The organism is Bordetella genomosp. 1 (assembly GCF_002261335.1).
Classification (GTDB): domain Bacteria; phylum Pseudomonadota; class Gammaproteobacteria; order Burkholderiales; family Burkholderiaceae_B; genus Bordetella.
In genome coordinates this window covers 183,286-197,230 of the sequence record NZ_NEVL01000004.1, presented here as the reverse complement: position 1 = coordinate 197,230, position 13,945 = coordinate 183,286, and the positions used below count along the sequence as shown (strand labels likewise).

The 13,945-nt window shown below is 69.0% G+C and carries 13 protein-coding genes; 6 read left to right on the top strand and 7 right to left on the bottom strand.

Annotation, left to right across the window (positions count from 1 at the left end; genetic code table 11):
• Positions 1 to 25: 25 nt before the first annotated feature.
• The gene (locus tag CEG14_RS17850; RefSeq protein WP_094827762.1) at positions 26 to 1,207 is read right to left on the bottom strand and encodes an aspartate aminotransferase family protein; all 1,182 of its coding nucleotides are present in this window, start codon (positions 1,205 to 1,207) and stop codon (positions 26 to 28) included.
• A gap of 179 nt (positions 1,208 to 1,386) precedes the next feature.
• Here CEG14_RS17850 and CEG14_RS17845 point away from each other — a divergent pair, with 179 nt between their 5' ends.
• Entirely contained in the window at positions 1,387 to 1,677 is a 291-nt protein-coding gene (locus tag CEG14_RS17845) for a DUF3579 domain-containing protein (protein ID WP_094801932.1), read from the top strand.
• Between the two features lie 113 nt (positions 1,678 to 1,790).
• Here the strand turns inward: CEG14_RS17845 and CEG14_RS17840 are convergent, their stop codons facing one another.
• The 3 genes from CEG14_RS17840 to CEG14_RS17830 form a co-directional block, all read right to left on the bottom strand.
• A complete protein-coding gene (locus CEG14_RS17840) occupies positions 1,791 to 2,747 on the bottom strand; it encodes a 2-hydroxyacid dehydrogenase (protein WP_094827761.1) in 957 nt (318 codons plus the stop codon).
• 129 nt (positions 2,748 to 2,876) lie between these two features.
• Positions 2,877 to 3,827, bottom strand: a complete 951-nt coding sequence (locus CEG14_RS17835; RefSeq protein ID WP_373454215.1) for a Bug family tripartite tricarboxylate transporter substrate binding protein — start codon at positions 3,825 to 3,827, stop codon at positions 2,877 to 2,879.
• A 133-nt stretch (positions 3,828 to 3,960) separates the two neighbouring features.
• Positions 3,961 to 4,974 carry a Bug family tripartite tricarboxylate transporter substrate binding protein gene (locus CEG14_RS17830; protein WP_094827760.1) on the bottom strand — a complete coding sequence of 338 codons (1,014 nt, stop codon included), beginning with the start codon at positions 4,972 to 4,974 and terminating at the stop codon, positions 3,961 to 3,963.
• A 295-nt stretch (positions 4,975 to 5,269) separates the two neighbouring features.
• Between CEG14_RS17830 and CEG14_RS17825 the strand changes: the two genes are divergently transcribed.
• From CEG14_RS17825 to garL, 5 genes are all read left to right on the top strand, one after another.
• Positions 5,270 to 6,199, top strand: a complete 930-nt coding sequence (locus tag CEG14_RS17825; RefSeq protein ID WP_094827759.1) for a dihydrodipicolinate synthase family protein — start codon at positions 5,270 to 5,272, stop codon at positions 6,197 to 6,199.
• 88 nt (positions 6,200 to 6,287) lie between these two features.
• Positions 6,288 to 7,037 (top strand): FadR/GntR family transcriptional regulator, encoded by a 750-nt coding sequence (locus CEG14_RS17820; RefSeq protein ID WP_255032186.1) that lies wholly within the window; start codon positions 6,288 to 6,290, stop codon positions 7,035 to 7,037.
• A 114-nt stretch (positions 7,038 to 7,151) separates the two neighbouring features.
• Positions 7,152 to 8,252, top strand: coding sequence for an Ldh family oxidoreductase (locus CEG14_RS17815; protein ID WP_256985867.1), 1,101 nt, complete (start codon positions 7,152 to 7,154; stop codon positions 8,250 to 8,252).
• A 160-nt stretch (positions 8,253 to 8,412) separates the two neighbouring features.
• Positions 8,413 to 9,405: a Bug family tripartite tricarboxylate transporter substrate binding protein gene (locus tag CEG14_RS17810; RefSeq protein ID WP_094827758.1), complete on the top strand. Its 993-nt coding sequence runs from the start codon at positions 8,413 to 8,415 to the stop codon at positions 9,403 to 9,405.
• Positions 9,406 to 9,493: 88 nt separating this feature from the next.
• Complete coding sequence (garL, locus tag CEG14_RS17805) at positions 9,494 to 10,261, top strand: 2-dehydro-3-deoxyglucarate aldolase (protein ID WP_094827757.1); 768 nt, start codon at positions 9,494 to 9,496, stop codon at positions 10,259 to 10,261.
• Positions 10,262 to 10,352: 91 nt separating this feature from the next.
• On the opposite strand, the gene rpsT is transcribed toward garL, so the two are convergent.
• The 3 genes from rpsT to murJ form a co-directional block, all read right to left on the bottom strand.
• A complete protein-coding gene (gene rpsT / locus CEG14_RS17800; RefSeq protein ID WP_094801920.1) occupies positions 10,353 to 10,616 on the bottom strand; it encodes a 30S ribosomal protein S20 in 264 nt (87 codons plus the stop codon).
• A 321-nt stretch (positions 10,617 to 10,937) separates the two neighbouring features.
• Positions 10,938 to 11,945, bottom strand: coding sequence for a FecR family protein (locus CEG14_RS17795; RefSeq protein WP_255032162.1), 1,008 nt, complete (start codon positions 11,943 to 11,945; stop codon positions 10,938 to 10,940).
• 321 nt (positions 11,946 to 12,266) lie between these two features.
• Positions 12,267 to 13,850, bottom strand: coding sequence for a murein biosynthesis integral membrane protein MurJ (gene murJ, locus CEG14_RS17790; RefSeq protein ID WP_094827756.1), 1,584 nt, complete (start codon positions 13,848 to 13,850; stop codon positions 12,267 to 12,269).
• Between the last annotated feature and the right edge of the window lie 95 nt (positions 13,851 to 13,945).

The following is a 13,945-nucleotide window of genomic DNA, read 5'->3' as shown; positions in this document are numbered from 1 at the left end:
CGCTCGTGGCGCCGCCTGCGGTTCATTATGCTTGTTCGGCCAGGAACTGTTTGATGAGGGGCACCAGGATCGCGACGATCTGGTCGGCCTCGGATTGGGTGAGGATGAGCGGCGGCAGCAGGCGCACGACCTTGTCGCGCGTCACGTTGATGAGCAGGCCCGCCTCCATGGCGCGCAGCGCCAGGATGCCGCAGGGGCGGGCCAGTTCGATGCCCAGCATGAGGCCGCGGCCGCGGACCTCGGTGACGCCGGGCAGGCCGGCCAGCGCGCTGGCCAGGGCCTGTTTCAGGTGCTCGCCCACGCGTTCGGCGTTGGCCAGCAGGTCTTGCTGTTCGATCGCATCCAGCACGGCCAGGCCGGCCGCGCACGCCAGCGGACCGCCGCCGAACGTGGTGCCGTGGCTGCCCGGGGTGAAGACGCCGGCGGCCGGGCCGCGCGCCAGCATGGCGCCGATCGGCACGCCGCCCGCCAGGCCCTTGGCCAGCGTGATCACGTCGGGCTCGATGCCGGCCCACTGGTGGGCGAACCACTTGCCGGTGCGGCCGATGCCCGACTGGACCTCGTCGATCATCAGCAGCCAGCCGCGTTCGGTGCAGAGCGCACGCAGCTCGCGCAGATAGGCGGTGTCGCCGGGGCGGATGCCGCCTTCGCCCTGCAGCACTTCGAGCAGCACGGCGGTGACGCGCGGCTCGCGGTCGCCCGCGGCGCGCACGGCGGCGAGGTCGTTGTAGGGCACCTGGATGAAGCCGGTGGGCAGGGGCTCGAAGCCCTTGCGCGCCTTCTCGCTGCCGGTGGCGGCCAGCGTGCCCAGCGTGCGGCCGTGCCACGACGAGTCCATCGTGATGATGTGCGCGTGGGTGTTGCCGTTTTTATAGCCGTAGTAGCGCGCCAGCTTGATGGCGGCCTCGTTGGCCTCGGAGCCGGAGTTGTTGAACGCCACTTCCTGCATGCCCGACAGGGCATTGAGGCGGGCGGCCAGCTCGGTCTGCTGCGGCACCTCGTAGATGTTCGAGGTGTGGATGACGCGCGCGGCCTGCTCGGCGATCGCGCCGACCAGGCCGGGGTGGTCGTGGCCCAGGCAGGAAACGCCGATGCCGGCGAGGGCGTCGAGATACTTGCGGCCTTGCGGATCCCAGAGCCAGACGCCCTTGCCATGCGTGAACGACACGGGCAGGCGCGAGTAGATATTGGCCAAAGGCGTAGACATCGCGTTGCACTCCACGAAAAACTTCCCGTAAAAACAGGAGGTTGGCTGGTCTTGTGGCCCCCGTTACACGGAGCTGTCAGGAGACCAAAGGATCAATCATATACAATTCGCGGCGCGGGTCGCATGTTTGAGACGCGGCCGATCCGGCGTCCGCGCGCGCAGCCCGCAGTGAAGAATCCATGGCAAATCGCGTCAAACAATTCGTAATTCATGGCGTTACCGAGAGCGGGTCGCGCTTCCGCCCCAGTGACTGGGCCGAACGTCTCGCCGGCGTCATGGCCCAGTTCCGCCCGCCCGGCTCCGCCGGCAACCACCTGACCTACTCCCCGTATGTGCTGCCTGTCGTGATCGACGGCGTGCGCGGCATCGTGGTCGACCTGCGCCTGCGCGAGCTCGAACCGCTCGCCTACAAGTTCGTGGTCGACTTCGCCCGCGACAACCAGCTCAAGACCGAAGAACGCGAGATCTGAGGTCCGCGGACGGCGCCCGTGCCGTTCGCGCCGGCGGCGGGCCGCGCGCGGCCGCGCAAAAAACAAAGCCGCTGGTCTTGCCAGCGGCTTTTTGCATGGCGCTCGCGCCCGGCCTATTCGGCCGGCGTGATGACGCGGCCGGTGTCGAAGAAGGCCTTCAGGTTGGCCAGCATCAGGTCTTCCATGGCGAGACGGGTCTCGTAGGTGGCGCTGCCGATGTGTGGCAGGACCACGGTCTGGTCGCCGCTGCGCAGCGCCTCGGGCACCTTGGGCTCGTGTTCGAACACGTCGAGCGCGGCGAAACCGAGCTTGCCGCTCTGCAGCGCCTCGGTCATGGCGGCCTCGTCGATCACCGGGCCGCGTGCGATGTTCACGATGATGCCCTTGGGGCCGAGCGCTTCCAGCGCCTCGCGGCCGACGAGGTGGCGCGTCTGTGCGCCGCCGACGGTGGCCACCACCAGGAAGTCGGCCCACTCCGCCAGGCCGGTGAGGGTGGCCTCGTAGCCGTAGTCCACGTCGTCGCGCTGGCGGCGGTTGTGGTAGCGCACTTCCATGTCGAAGCCCAGCCCGCGGCGGGCGATGGCCTCGCCGATGCGGCCCAGGCCCACGATGCCGAGCTTCTTGCCGCTCACGCGCATGCCGAGCGGGATGCTGCCGTGAATCTGGCCCCACTTGCCGTCGCGCACGAACCGTTCGCCCTGGCCGATGCGGCGCGCCGCGGCGATGAGCAGGCCCCAGGCCAGGTCGGCCACGCAGTCCGTGAGCACGTCGGGGGTGTTGCTGACCTGGATGCCGCGCGCCTTGGCGGCGGCGACGTCGATGGTTTCGTAGCCCACGCCCCAGCTGCAGATCGCCTTCAGGTCGGGCAGGGCATCCATCAGCTCGGCCGTCGCACCATAGCTGGCCGAGGTGACGAGCGCCGTCACGCCCTTGCCGTGCTGTGCCAGCGCGGCCTTGCGGTCTTCGTGCTTCCAGAGCTCGAACACGTCGTAGCCTTCGGCCAGGCGGTCGTTGGCGGAGGGCGAGCCGGCATACGAGCCGACCTGGATGATGCGTTGCTTGGTCGTCATGGGGATCGAATCTGAGGTGGCAAAACGAAAATGCTACTTGATCGGACGGCGCCGGCATAGTCGCGGTCGGGACGCGCCAGCGCAGGCGCGCGGGCGCGTCCCCGGGACAGCGGCATCAGGCGCGCGGCCTCATTCCAGCTTGATGTTGCCCTTCTCGATCACTTCCTTCCAGCGCTTGACCTCCTGCTGCTGGAACGCGCTGAACTGCTGCGGCGTGTTGGCCACCACCTCGAAGCCCAGGCCGGCGAGGGTCTTGGCGACCTGTTCGTCGTGCAGGGTCTTGATCAGCGCGTCGGACAGCTTGGTCACGATGGGCTGGGGCGTGCCCTTGGGCACGGCGAAGCCCTGCCAGGAGTACACCACCATGTCCTTCACGCCCGCTTCCTCGAGCGTGGGCACGTCGGGCAGGTCCTTCACGCGTTCGCCGCCGGTGATGGCCAGGGCCTTGAGCTTGCCGCCCTTGATGTGGGTCTGGACCGCGCCGAGGTTCTGGAACGACACGTTGACCTGCGCGCCCATCAGGTCGGCGATCGCGGCGCCGCCGCCGCGATACGGCACGTCCACGCCGGTGGTGTCGGTGCGCTGGCGGAACATCACCGCCGACAGGTGATCCGACGAGCCCGTGCCCGAGGAGGCGTACGACACCTTGCCCGGATTCTTCTTCGCATACTCGACCAGCTCGGCCACGGTGTTGGCCGGGAAGGAGGGCGGCGCCACCAGCACGTTGGGATTGCGCACCGCCTGGGTCAGGTAGATGAAGTCCTTGCTGGGGTTGTAGGAGAGGTCCTTGTAGAGCGCCTCGTTGATCGAGAAGGTGCCGATCGAGCCCACCATCATGGTGTAGCCGTCGGGCGTGGAGCGGGCCAGCTGCTGCGCGCCGATCGAGCTGTTGGCGCCGGGCTTGTTCTCGACCACGAAGGTCTGGCCCAGGAGCTTCGACAGGCCCGGCGTGACCGAGCGTGCGGTGATGTCGGACGAGCCGCCCGGCACGAACGGCACGATCATGGTGACCGGCTTGTTGGGGTAGGACTTGGCGTCGTCGGCGGCGTGCGCGACGGACGCGCAGGCCAGGGTGCCCAGCACGAGGCTGGCGGCAAAGTTGAAGCTTTTCACGTTGTCTCCTGGCGCGCGTGTAGATCATGATGCCCGGCGCCGCGCGCATCGGCGGCCGGGCTGTTTGCCGGGGTTGCCCGGCGGACCGCGGCGCTCGGCCTCAGTCCACCTTGGCGCCGGATTTCTGCACGACGCCGGCCCATTTTTTGGTCTCGTCCGCCATGAAACTCTTGAATTGCGCGGGGCTGTTGCCCGAGGGCACGGCGCCCTGGGCCAATAGTTGCGTGCGCACCTGTTCGTTCTGCAGCGCCTCGGCCACGTCGCGCTGGATCCTGGCGACGATGGCGGGCGGCGTGCCGGCCGGCGCCAGCAGGCCGAACCAGCTCGAGGCCTCGTAGCCCGGCACGCCGGCCTCGGCCAGCGTCGGCACGTCGGGCAGGGCCGGCGAGCGCGCCGCGGTGGTGACCGCCAGCGGCTTGAGCTTGCCGCCCTTGATGAAGCCCATCGAGGAGGGCAGGTTGTCGAAGATCAGGTCGGCCGAGCCGGCCATCACGTCGGTGAGCGCGGGGCTGCTGCCCTTGTAGGGCACGTGCGTCATGCGGGTGCCGGTCATGGCCTGGAACAGCTCGCCCGACAGGTGCGTGGAGGTGCCGTTGCCGGTGGAGGCCATGTTGACCTTGTCGGGATTGGCCTTCAGGTACGTGATGAGCTCGGCCACGTTGTTGATGTTGTGGCGCTTGGCAAACGCGGGATTGAGCTCCAGCACGTTGGGCACCGGAATCACCAGCGTCACCGGCTCGAAATCCTTCACCGGGTCGTAGGGCAGCTCGCGATACACCGACTGGTTGATGGCGTGCGTGCTCACGGTGCCCATCAGCAGGGTGTAGCCGTCGCCCTTGGCGCGCGCGGCCTCGGCGGTGCCGACGTTGCCGCCCGCGCCCGCCTTGTTGTCGACCACCACCGCGCGGCCCCAGCGCTTGCCCAGCTCGGCCGCCACGGTGCGGGCCGCGATGTCGGCGGTGCCGCCTGCCGGGAACGGCACGAGGATGCGCACGTCGCGCTCGGGATAGCTGGCGGCTTCGTCGGCATGGGCCAGCGGGGTGGCGAGGGCACCGATACAGGTGGCGAGGGAGGTCGCGAGCGCGAGCGCGCCGCGGCGCAGGGTCAGGTGCATCGATCTTGTCTCCAGGTGTGCGCCTGTGTCGGCGCATCGTGTCGTGTCGGGCGCCGGTGGCCGGCGCCTGCGGGCATCGCTCGCAGGGCAGCGTTGCCGCGCCTGCGTACTGCTTGAACACCACTTGCTGAACATCGTGCTTGCGCCGCGTGGGCGGCCGCCCCGGGCGGTGGGCCGCCCATGCTTGTAAAACAAATATAGGTATGGGGCGCCAACTTGTCAATCAAGTGTTTTTTCCGCATACTGGCCGCCACTTTCGCGCCGTCGTGCGCCGCCCATTACGAGGAGTCTGGCCATGAAAACCACCCCGGTCACCACCGCCGACCTGCAGCGTTCCGTGATTGCCGTGCCGCCGCTGGCGCGCCACGCCGATCTCTCGCTCAACGAGGCGGCGAACCGCAAGCTGCTGGGGCATCTCGAGGCCGGTGGCGTGCGCAACGTGATGTACGGCGGCAATGCCAACTTCTACAACATCGCGGTCAGCGAATATGCGCGCGTGGTCGACTTCCTGGCCGAAGCGGCCGGGCCCGACACCTGGGTGCTGCCCTCGGCCGGCCCCGACTACGGCAAGCTCATCGACCAGGCGGCGATCCTGCGCAGCCGCGCCTTCCCCACCGCGATGCTGCTGCCGATGTCGTTTCCCTACACCGACGCGGGCCTCGCCGAGGGCGTGCGCCGCTTCTCCGACGCGCTGGGCAAGCCGGTGGTCGTGTACATCAAGTCGGCCAACTACCTGCGCCCCGACACGCTGGCACAGCTGATCGCCGAGAACCGCATCGTGGCCTTCAAGTACGCCGCGGTGCGGGAGAACCCGGCCGATGATCCCTACCTCGCGTCGCTGCTGGCCGAGATCGATTCGCGCTGGATCGTGAGCGGCATCGGCGAGCGGCCCGCGGTCGTGCACTATCGCGACTTCGGCCTGAAGAGCTTCACCTCGGGCTCGGTGTGCCTGGCGCCGCGCGCGTCGATGCGGCTGCTGCATCTGCTGCACGAGGGCCGTTTCGACGAGGCCGAGCAGCTGCGCCAGTCGTTCATCGCGCTCGAGGATTGCCGCGACGGCATCAGCCCGATCCGCGTGCTGCACGACGCGGTGAGCCTGGCCGGCGTGGCCGACATGGGCCCGATGCTGCCCCTGCTCACCGGCCTGTCGGCCGAGGAAAAGAAGCAGGTCGAGCCCGTGGCGCGTGCGCTCTACGACTTCGACCGCGAGGCCGTGGCGGCCTGAGGCCGGGCGCGACGCCGCGCCTGCCGCACGCGCAGGCGCTACCATAGCGTTCGCTCATCGATGTACAGGAGTTTGCGTGGCCCGAAAGTTGCAGTCCGAGAAAGTGGCCGACGACACCTTGGCGGCCGATGTCGCGCCGCTCGAGCGCGGCCAGCGCGTGCGCCTGGCCGATCAGCTCTACGGCCAGATCTTCGAGAGCATCGCGTCCGGCCGCCTGAACGTCGGCGACAAGCTGCCCTCCGAACACGAGATCTGCGACAAGTTCGGCGTGTCGCGGCCGGTGGTGCGCGAGGCGCTGCTGCGGCTGCGCGCCGACGGGCTGGTCACGGCGCACCAGGGCCTGGGCACCTTCGTCAGCCATCAGCCGGCCCCGCGACTCAAGACCTTCCCCGACGTGCAGAACGTGGGCGCCTACCTGCGCGCCCAGGAAGTGCGCGTCGCGCTCGAGGGCGACGCGGCCCGGCTCGCGGCCCTGCGCCGCACCGACGAGCAGCTCGAGCGCATCGCCGCGGCCCACCGCGCCTTCGTCGAGGCGCTCGAACAGGGCAGGGTGTCGCCCGAGGCCGACCTGGCCTTTCACGCCAGCATCGCCGACGCCAGCGGCAACGATTTCTACTGGGGCGTGCTCGAGAACATCCATGAGGCGATCAGCGGCTTCATGCGGCTGAGCCTGAGCCTCACCCGGACCGGCTCGCGCGCCCGGGCGCAGCGCGTAGCCGACGAACATGCCGCCATCCTGAGCGCCATCCGCGAGCAGGACGGCGAGCGCGCGCGCGTCGCCATGCAGTTTCACCTGGGCCAGGCGCGGCACCGCCTGGTCGACCGGGAGCGCGACTGAGCGCGGCGTGCCGGCGCCACGCATCGACACCACACATTGCGGGCCACAGGACCCCAAGGAGACATCGTGCAGGACAGCGGCAGCAGGCAGGATTCCCACGCGGACGAGACCCCCATCGAGGTGGAGACCGGGCGCGTGCCGATCGGGCGGGTGCGTGAACAGATCGACGGGGTGCTGCGCGCCTGGGGCATGCCCGCCGACCTGGCCGGCGTGGCCGCCGACCTCATGGCCGAGACCGACCTGATCGGCATCGATTCGCACGGCATTTCGATGCTGCCGTCGTACGAGGCCAAGCTCGAGGCGGGCACGCTGCGGCTGGATGCGCGGCCGCGCATCGTGCGCGAGGGCGGGTCCAGCGCCTTGCTCGACGGCATGGGCGGGCTGGGCCATCCGGTGAGCGCGCAGGCCATGCAACTGGCCTGCGACAAGGCCCTGGAGCATGGCGTGGGCGCGGTCGCGGTGCGCAACTCGCATCATTTCGGCGCCGCCGGCGTATACGCGCGCATGGCCGTGCAGCGCGGGCTGGTGGGCCTGGTCACGAGCAGCGCCACCACGCTGATCCTGGTTCCCACGCACGGTGCCATGCCGATGCTGGGCACCAATCCGATCGCGTTCGCCGCGCCGGCTGCGCAGAACGAGCCGCTGGTGCTCGACATGGCCACCACCACGGTCGCGGCCAACAAGGTCAAGGTCTACGACTACCTCGGCAAGCCCTTGCCGCCGGGCTGGGCGGTGGACGGCGCCGGCAACACGATCACCGACTCGGCCCGCGCCATGGAATACATCTTCAAGCATGCCGAGGGCGGCCTGACGCCCTTGGGCGGCACCGCGGCCATGAGCAGCCACAAGGGCTATGGCCTGGCGCTCATGGCGCAGGTGCTGGGCGGCACGCTGGGCGGCAGCGCGCTGGCGGTTCGGCACCAGGCGCGCCGCGGCGCCGGCGATCCCGACGACGTGGGGCACTTCTTCCTCGCCCTCAATCCCGACGCCTTCCGCGAAGCCGGCTCCTTCGAAGACGACATGGACGAGCTCATCGACACCATGCGCGACACGCCGCCGGCCGATCCGGGCCGGCCGGTGCTGGTGCCCGGTGACCCCGAGATGCGGGCACGCGCCGAGCGCGCGAGCCTGGGCCTGGCGCTGGCGCCGGCCCTGCTCGAGCGCCTGGCCGGCATCTGCGAGCGCGCCGGCGCGCCCTTCGTGCTGCGCGGCTGAGGCGCGCGGCGGGTCCTGAACCCGGCGCCGTGCGCCGATGGTTGCGGACGCATCCATCGACGCACGGCGCCTCGATGCCGGCCGCTCACGGCCGGCGACACGCCCGGGCCGGGCTCTCGCAATGGCACCGGGCGATAACAACACGACAGGAGACAAAACCATGAACCAACGCCGTACCTTGCTGTGCAGCGCATTGAGCGCCGCCGTCGTGGCGATCGCGGGCTGGGCCGCGCCCGGCGCCGTGCAGGCGCAGGCCGCCTATCCCGACAAGCCGGTGCGCCTGATCGTGCCGTTCCCGCCCGGCGGCAGCACCGATGCGGTCGGCCGCCTGCTGGCCGCGGAGCTGGGCAAGGAGCTGGGCCAGACCGTGATCGTCGAGAACCGGGGTGGGGCCAACGGCAACATCGGCTCGGACGCCGTGGCCAAGTCGCCCGCCGACGGCTACACGCTGCTGCTCTCGGGCGTGGGCTCGAATGCGATCAGCTACGCGCTCTACCAGTCCATGCCCTACCAGGACAGCGACTTCGCCCACATCTCGCTGCTCGCCACCGGCCCCAACGTGCTGGTGGCCAACAACGATTTCGAGGCCAAGACCTTCGCCGACTTCATCAAGCTGGCCAAGGCGAATCCGGGCAAGTACACCCACGCCAGCTCGGGCAACGGCTCGTCGGGCCACCTGGCGATGGAGATGCTCAAGCAGGCGGCGGGCATCGACCTCGTGCACGTGCCGTACAAGGGCGGCGCGGCGGCGATCACCGATACCATCGGCGGCCGGGTGCAGGTGCTGTTCCTCAACCAGGACAACCTGCTGCCGCAGGTGCAGTCGGGCAAGGTGCGCGCGCTGGCCGTGGCCAGCGAGAAGCGCAACCCCGCCTATCCCGACGTGCCCACCGTGGCCGAGTCGGGCTATCCGGGTTTCGCGGCGGAATCCTGGTTCGGCCTGTCCGCGCCCAAGGGCACGCCCGCGCCGGTGATCGAGCGTCTGCACAAGGCCACCGTCAAGGCCTTGGCGCAGCCCGAACTCAAGGGCAAACTCGAGGCCGTCGGCTTCGTGGTGATCGGCAACGATCCCAAGGCGTTCTCGCAGTTCGTGAGCGGCGAGATCGAGAAGTGGGGCAAGGCCGCACGCGCCTCGGGCGCACGCATGGATTGATCGGGCGCGGGCAATCGCCCGCACCGTGGATGTCGCGGGTGCGCGCCAGGGTGGCGCGCACCCCATTCAGCTGGAGATTTGCAACACTATGACTTCCCCATTGCCCAACCGCTTCCGCCAGCGCATCCTGGCGCGCGAACGGCTCATCGGTTTCTGGATGTGCATGTCGAGCCACATCACGGCGGAGCTCGCCGGCCTGGCCAATTTCGACTGGCTGCTGCTCGACGGCGAGCACTCGCCCAACGAGGTGCCGATGTTCCTGCAGCAGCTGCAGGCCCTGCAGGGCAGCGCCAGCGCCGCCGTGGGGCGGCCGTCGTGGAACGACCCGGTCGAGATCAAGCGCCTGCTCGACATCGGCTTCTACAACCTGCTGATCCCGTTCATCGAATCCGAAGACGACGCGCTGCGCGCCGTGGCCGCCACGCGCTATCCGCCGCAAGGCATGCGCGGCGTGGCGGGCCTGCAGCGCAGCAACCGCTACGGCACGGTGCCTGACTACCTGCACACGATCAACGACAACATCTGCGTGCTGCTGCAGATCGAAAGCCGGCCCGGCATCGAGGCGGTCGACAGGATCGCGGCGGTGGAAGGGGTGGATGGCGTGTTCATCGGGCCGTCGGACCTGGCCGCCGGCCTGGGCCACCTGGGCAACCCGGGTCACCCCGAGGTGCAGGAAGCCATCCGCCATCTGCACGAGCGCATCAGCGCGGCCGGCAAGGCCGTGGGCATCCTGGCGCCGGTGGCGGCCGATGCGCGCCGCTACATCGACATGGGCATGAATTTCGTCGCGGTCGGCACCGACCTGGGCATCTTCAAGCAGGCCACCTTCGCGTTGCGCGAGGCATTCCCCACCTGAGGCCGCGCGACCAAAACAAAAAAGGATGCCCGCGGGCATCCTTCTTCATTTGCCGTATTCTTGCTGCCCCGGGTGAGCGGGGCGGCAGAACTTAGGCCAGCGCCTTGACAGCAGCGGCCAGGCGGCTCTTGTGGCGAGCGGCCTTGTTCTTGTGGATGATGTTCTTGTCAGCCACGCGGTCGATCACGCTGGTCGCCTTGCGCAGCGTTTCACCAGCCACAGCCTTGTCACCGGCTTCGATGGCCTGGCGAACACGCTTGATGGCGGTGCGCAGCATCGAGCGCAGGCTGGAGTTGTGCTTGTTACGCTCAACCGATTGGCGAGCGCGCTTGCGGGCTTGGGCGGTATTGGCCATGTTGCTTAAAAAGTAGTGAATTCGGCAAAGTCAGATATTGTATCAGCCCCTCCGGGGAATGCAAGCCCCAAGGGAAGAAGACACGCGACCGGACACAGCGCCGAGAGTTGATCTGATGGTGTGTTTGTAGTGCAAATGCAACAAGAACGGGCGTCAGGGCGGTTGCGCGTGAGATGCAACGGCGACGGGGCGCGGGTTTTTGCTGCGAAAAGCCGTTTGTGCTGGGGGGGCAAGGGTCCGGCAAAGGAGGAGTCCGGAGCGGCGCCGGCAGCGCTTTTACGCGCGCGGGCGACCAACACAATTGGCACAACGACCGTGATTCTATGCCGATACGCTGATAGACACAAACCACGGTGTCATTTTGCTCACCTGGATCGGCATCTGCTGTTGCAGCGTACGCAGGGCGGCGTCGGTGTCGTCGAGCGGAAACATGCCGGTGACCGGCAGGCCGCCTGCGGCCATGGAGACCCGCAGGGTGCCGTGCCGGTAGGGGCGCAGGGCCGCCACCACCTCGGCCAGCGGACGGCCATTGGCGTTGATCCAGCCGCCTTCCCAGGCCGCCTCGGACGCGAGCTCCGCGCGTTGCACGTCGGTGCGGGCGGTGTCGAAGCGCAGGCCGTTGCCGGCCCGCACCACGCTGCGGGCGCCGCCGACCGTTTCGACGTCGACTTCGTTTTCGTGCACCACCACCAGCGTGCGGCGCGCCTGCTGCCGCACCATGTAGTGCGTGCCGAGCGAGCGCACCACGCCTTCGGCCGTCTGGACCAGGAAGGGGCGGGCCGGATCGTGCGGTGCGGTGACGGAGACCGCGCCCTCGAGCAACTGCAGGCGGCGGTAGCTGGAGGTGTATTCGAGGTTGATACGGCTGCGCGCGTCGAGCAGCAGCTGGGTGCCGTCGGACAGCTGGTAGCGGCGGCGCTCGCCGGTCGCGGTGGCGGCGTCGGCCGCCACGCTGGCGAGCGGGTAGAAGTCGCGCACGGCGAGCACGCCGCCCGCCATGGCGACGCCGCCCAGCACGGCCGCCAGGCCCAGGAAGCTGCGGCGTTCGGGTTGCGCCGGCGGCTCGGCCTCCGGGGCGATCTCGATCTCGATGGCACGGGCGCGCGGATTCTCCGACGCGTATCCCAGGGGATAGGCGTCGCCGAGCCGCCCGGTGGTGGGACCACCGAGGACGTGGGTGAGTTGTTGCCAGGCGCTCTCGTGCGCCGGGCTCGCGTCGCGCCACGCCATGAAGTTGTCATAGTCGTGGCGGGTCGCGCGGCCCGAGCGCAGCAGCATCAACCAGTTGATGACCTGGTCGGAAAGCGGCGGCAGTTCGGTGGATATCACTTCTTCTTCCACACCAGACCCCAAAGGGCCAAAGATTGCAGTCGGTAAATAATAGTCTTTTTTACGAAAAATTACCCTAGCGTAGCAGGGTGTCACCGTTCAAGAATTGAAAAGACCCTGTTCGGATCGGGGGAGTTCCCCGGGAATAGCGAAAAATTTCCTGCGGTATCAAGGGATATCGCCAACACGCGGCGTGTATGCAGTCTGCATGCCGAATGTTGCAGTTGGTGTAACGTGTGCGGGATTGTTGCAGATTATTCCCAGCGCGTCCCTAATTATTTGGGCCGGAGCACACTGGCTCCGGCTTTTTCACGGGACGGCTCAGGATGCGGCGTCGGTGGGCACCGCGGCGGCGGGGCGGCGGGTGAAGTCGCGCAGGCGCGCGCCCAGCAGGAACAGCACGCCGAAGTAGGCGATGCCGCTGGCGCCCAGCACGGCGGCGAGCCAGCCCGCGCGCAGCAGCGGATAGCTCTGCAGCGCGATCCAGTCCAGATGCCGGTCGGCCCACCACAGCACGGCGGCCATCGCCAGCAGGGCGGGCAGGCAGCGCATCAGGAAGCGCGCCCAGCCGGCGCCCGGCTGATACACGCCACGCCGGCGCAGGCCGGTGAGCAGGGCGAGCGCGTTGATGCAGGCGGCCAGGCCGATGGCCAGCGCCAGGCCGGCATGGGCCAGCCAGGGCACGAAGATGGCGTTCATGATCTGCGTGAGCACCAGGATCGCGATGGCGATCTTCACCGGCGTGCGGATGTCCTGCTTGGCGTAGAAGCCGGGCGCCAGGATCTTGACCGCGAGCAGGCCGATCAGGCCCACGGAATAGGCGATCACGGCGAGGCGGGTCTGCGCCACGTCGCTGGCCGTGAAGGCGCCGTAGTGGAACAGGGTGGCGACCAGCCCATCGGACAGCATGGCGAGTCCGACGGCGGCGGGCAGGCCCAGCAGCAGGGTCAGGCGCAGGCCCCAGTCGAGCAGGGCGCTGTAGCCGTGCTGGTCGGCGCGTGCGTGGGCGGCCGACAGGCTGGGCAGCAGCACCGTGCCCAGCGCCACGCCGAGGAGGGCCGTCGGGAATTCCATCAGGCGGTCGGCGAACGACAGCCAGCTGACGCTGCCCGGCGTGAGCCAGGTGGCGATGTTGGTGTTGATCAGCAGCGAGATCTGCGCCACCGAGACGCCGAGCGTGGCCGGGCCCATCTGGCGCAGGATGCGCTGCACGGTGGGGTCGGCCCAGGCTTCGCGAAAGCGCAGCGAAAAGCGCGGCGTGAGGCCCAGGCGGGCCAGCGCCACCCATTGCACCGCCAGCTGCGCCACGCCGCCCGCCATCACGCCCAGCGCCAGCGCGTAGACCGGCACCTCCATGTGCGGCGCCAGCCACACACAGGCCACGATCATGGCCACGTTGAGCAGCACCGGGGTGAAGGCCGGCACGGCGAAGCGGCGCCAGGTGTTGAGCACGCCCGAGGCGAAGGCGATCAGCGACATGCACAGGATGTAGGGGAACATCACCCGCGTCATCCAGACCGCGGCGCCGAACTCGGTGTCCTGGGCGGAATTGCGCAGGCCGCTGGCCATGGCCGTCACGATCCAGGGCGCGGCCACGATGCCGACCAGGGTCACCACCATGAGCGCGAGCGTGAGCAGCAGGGCCACGCGGTCGAGCAGCACGCGCACCTCGTCGTCGCCGTGCTTGTTGCGCGCGGCGCCCAGGATCGGCACGAAGGCCTGCGCGAACGCGCCCTCGGCAAACAGGCGGCGCAGCAGGTTGGGGATGCGGAAGGCCACCCAGAACGCATCGGTCAGCGGGCCGGCGCCGAAGGCGCGGGCGACCAGGATGTCGCGGGCCAGGCCGGTGATGCGCGAGAGTAGGGTGAAGCTGCTGACGGTAGCTGCCGAGCGGAGCAATGCCATGGGGAGGGAGGATCGTGCTGCGAATTCGGGAAAACGGGCGGGGCGGCCCGGCACTGCATGCGCGATGGTTGCGCGCGCAAGAAAGAAGCGCCGGA

Coding starts and splice junctions, on each gene's coding strand:
- CEG14_RS17850 (WP_094827762.1), bottom strand. CDS start 1,207: ATGTCTACGCCTTTGGCCAATATCTACTCGCGCCTGCCCGTGTCGTTC.
- CEG14_RS17845 (WP_094801932.1), top strand. CDS start 1,387: ATGGCAAATCGCGTCAAACAATTCGTAATTCATGGCGTTACCGAGAGC.
- CEG14_RS17840 (WP_094827761.1), bottom strand. CDS start 2,747: ATGACGACCAAGCAACGCATCATCCAGGTCGGCTCGTATGCCGGCTCG.
- CEG14_RS17830 (WP_094827760.1), bottom strand. CDS start 4,974: ATGCACCTGACCCTGCGCCGCGGCGCGCTCGCGCTCGCGACCTCCCTC.
- CEG14_RS17825 (WP_094827759.1), top strand. CDS start 5,270: ATGAAAACCACCCCGGTCACCACCGCCGACCTGCAGCGTTCCGTGATT.
- CEG14_RS17810 (WP_094827758.1), top strand. CDS start 8,413: ATGAACCAACGCCGTACCTTGCTGTGCAGCGCATTGAGCGCCGCCGTC.
- garL (WP_094827757.1), top strand. CDS start 9,494: ATGACTTCCCCATTGCCCAACCGCTTCCGCCAGCGCATCCTGGCGCGC.
- rpsT (WP_094801920.1), bottom strand. CDS start 10,616: ATGGCCAATACCGCCCAAGCCCGCAAGCGCGCTCGCCAATCGGTTGAG.
- murJ (WP_094827756.1), bottom strand. CDS start 13,850: ATGGCATTGCTCCGCTCGGCAGCTACCGTCAGCAGCTTCACCCTACTC.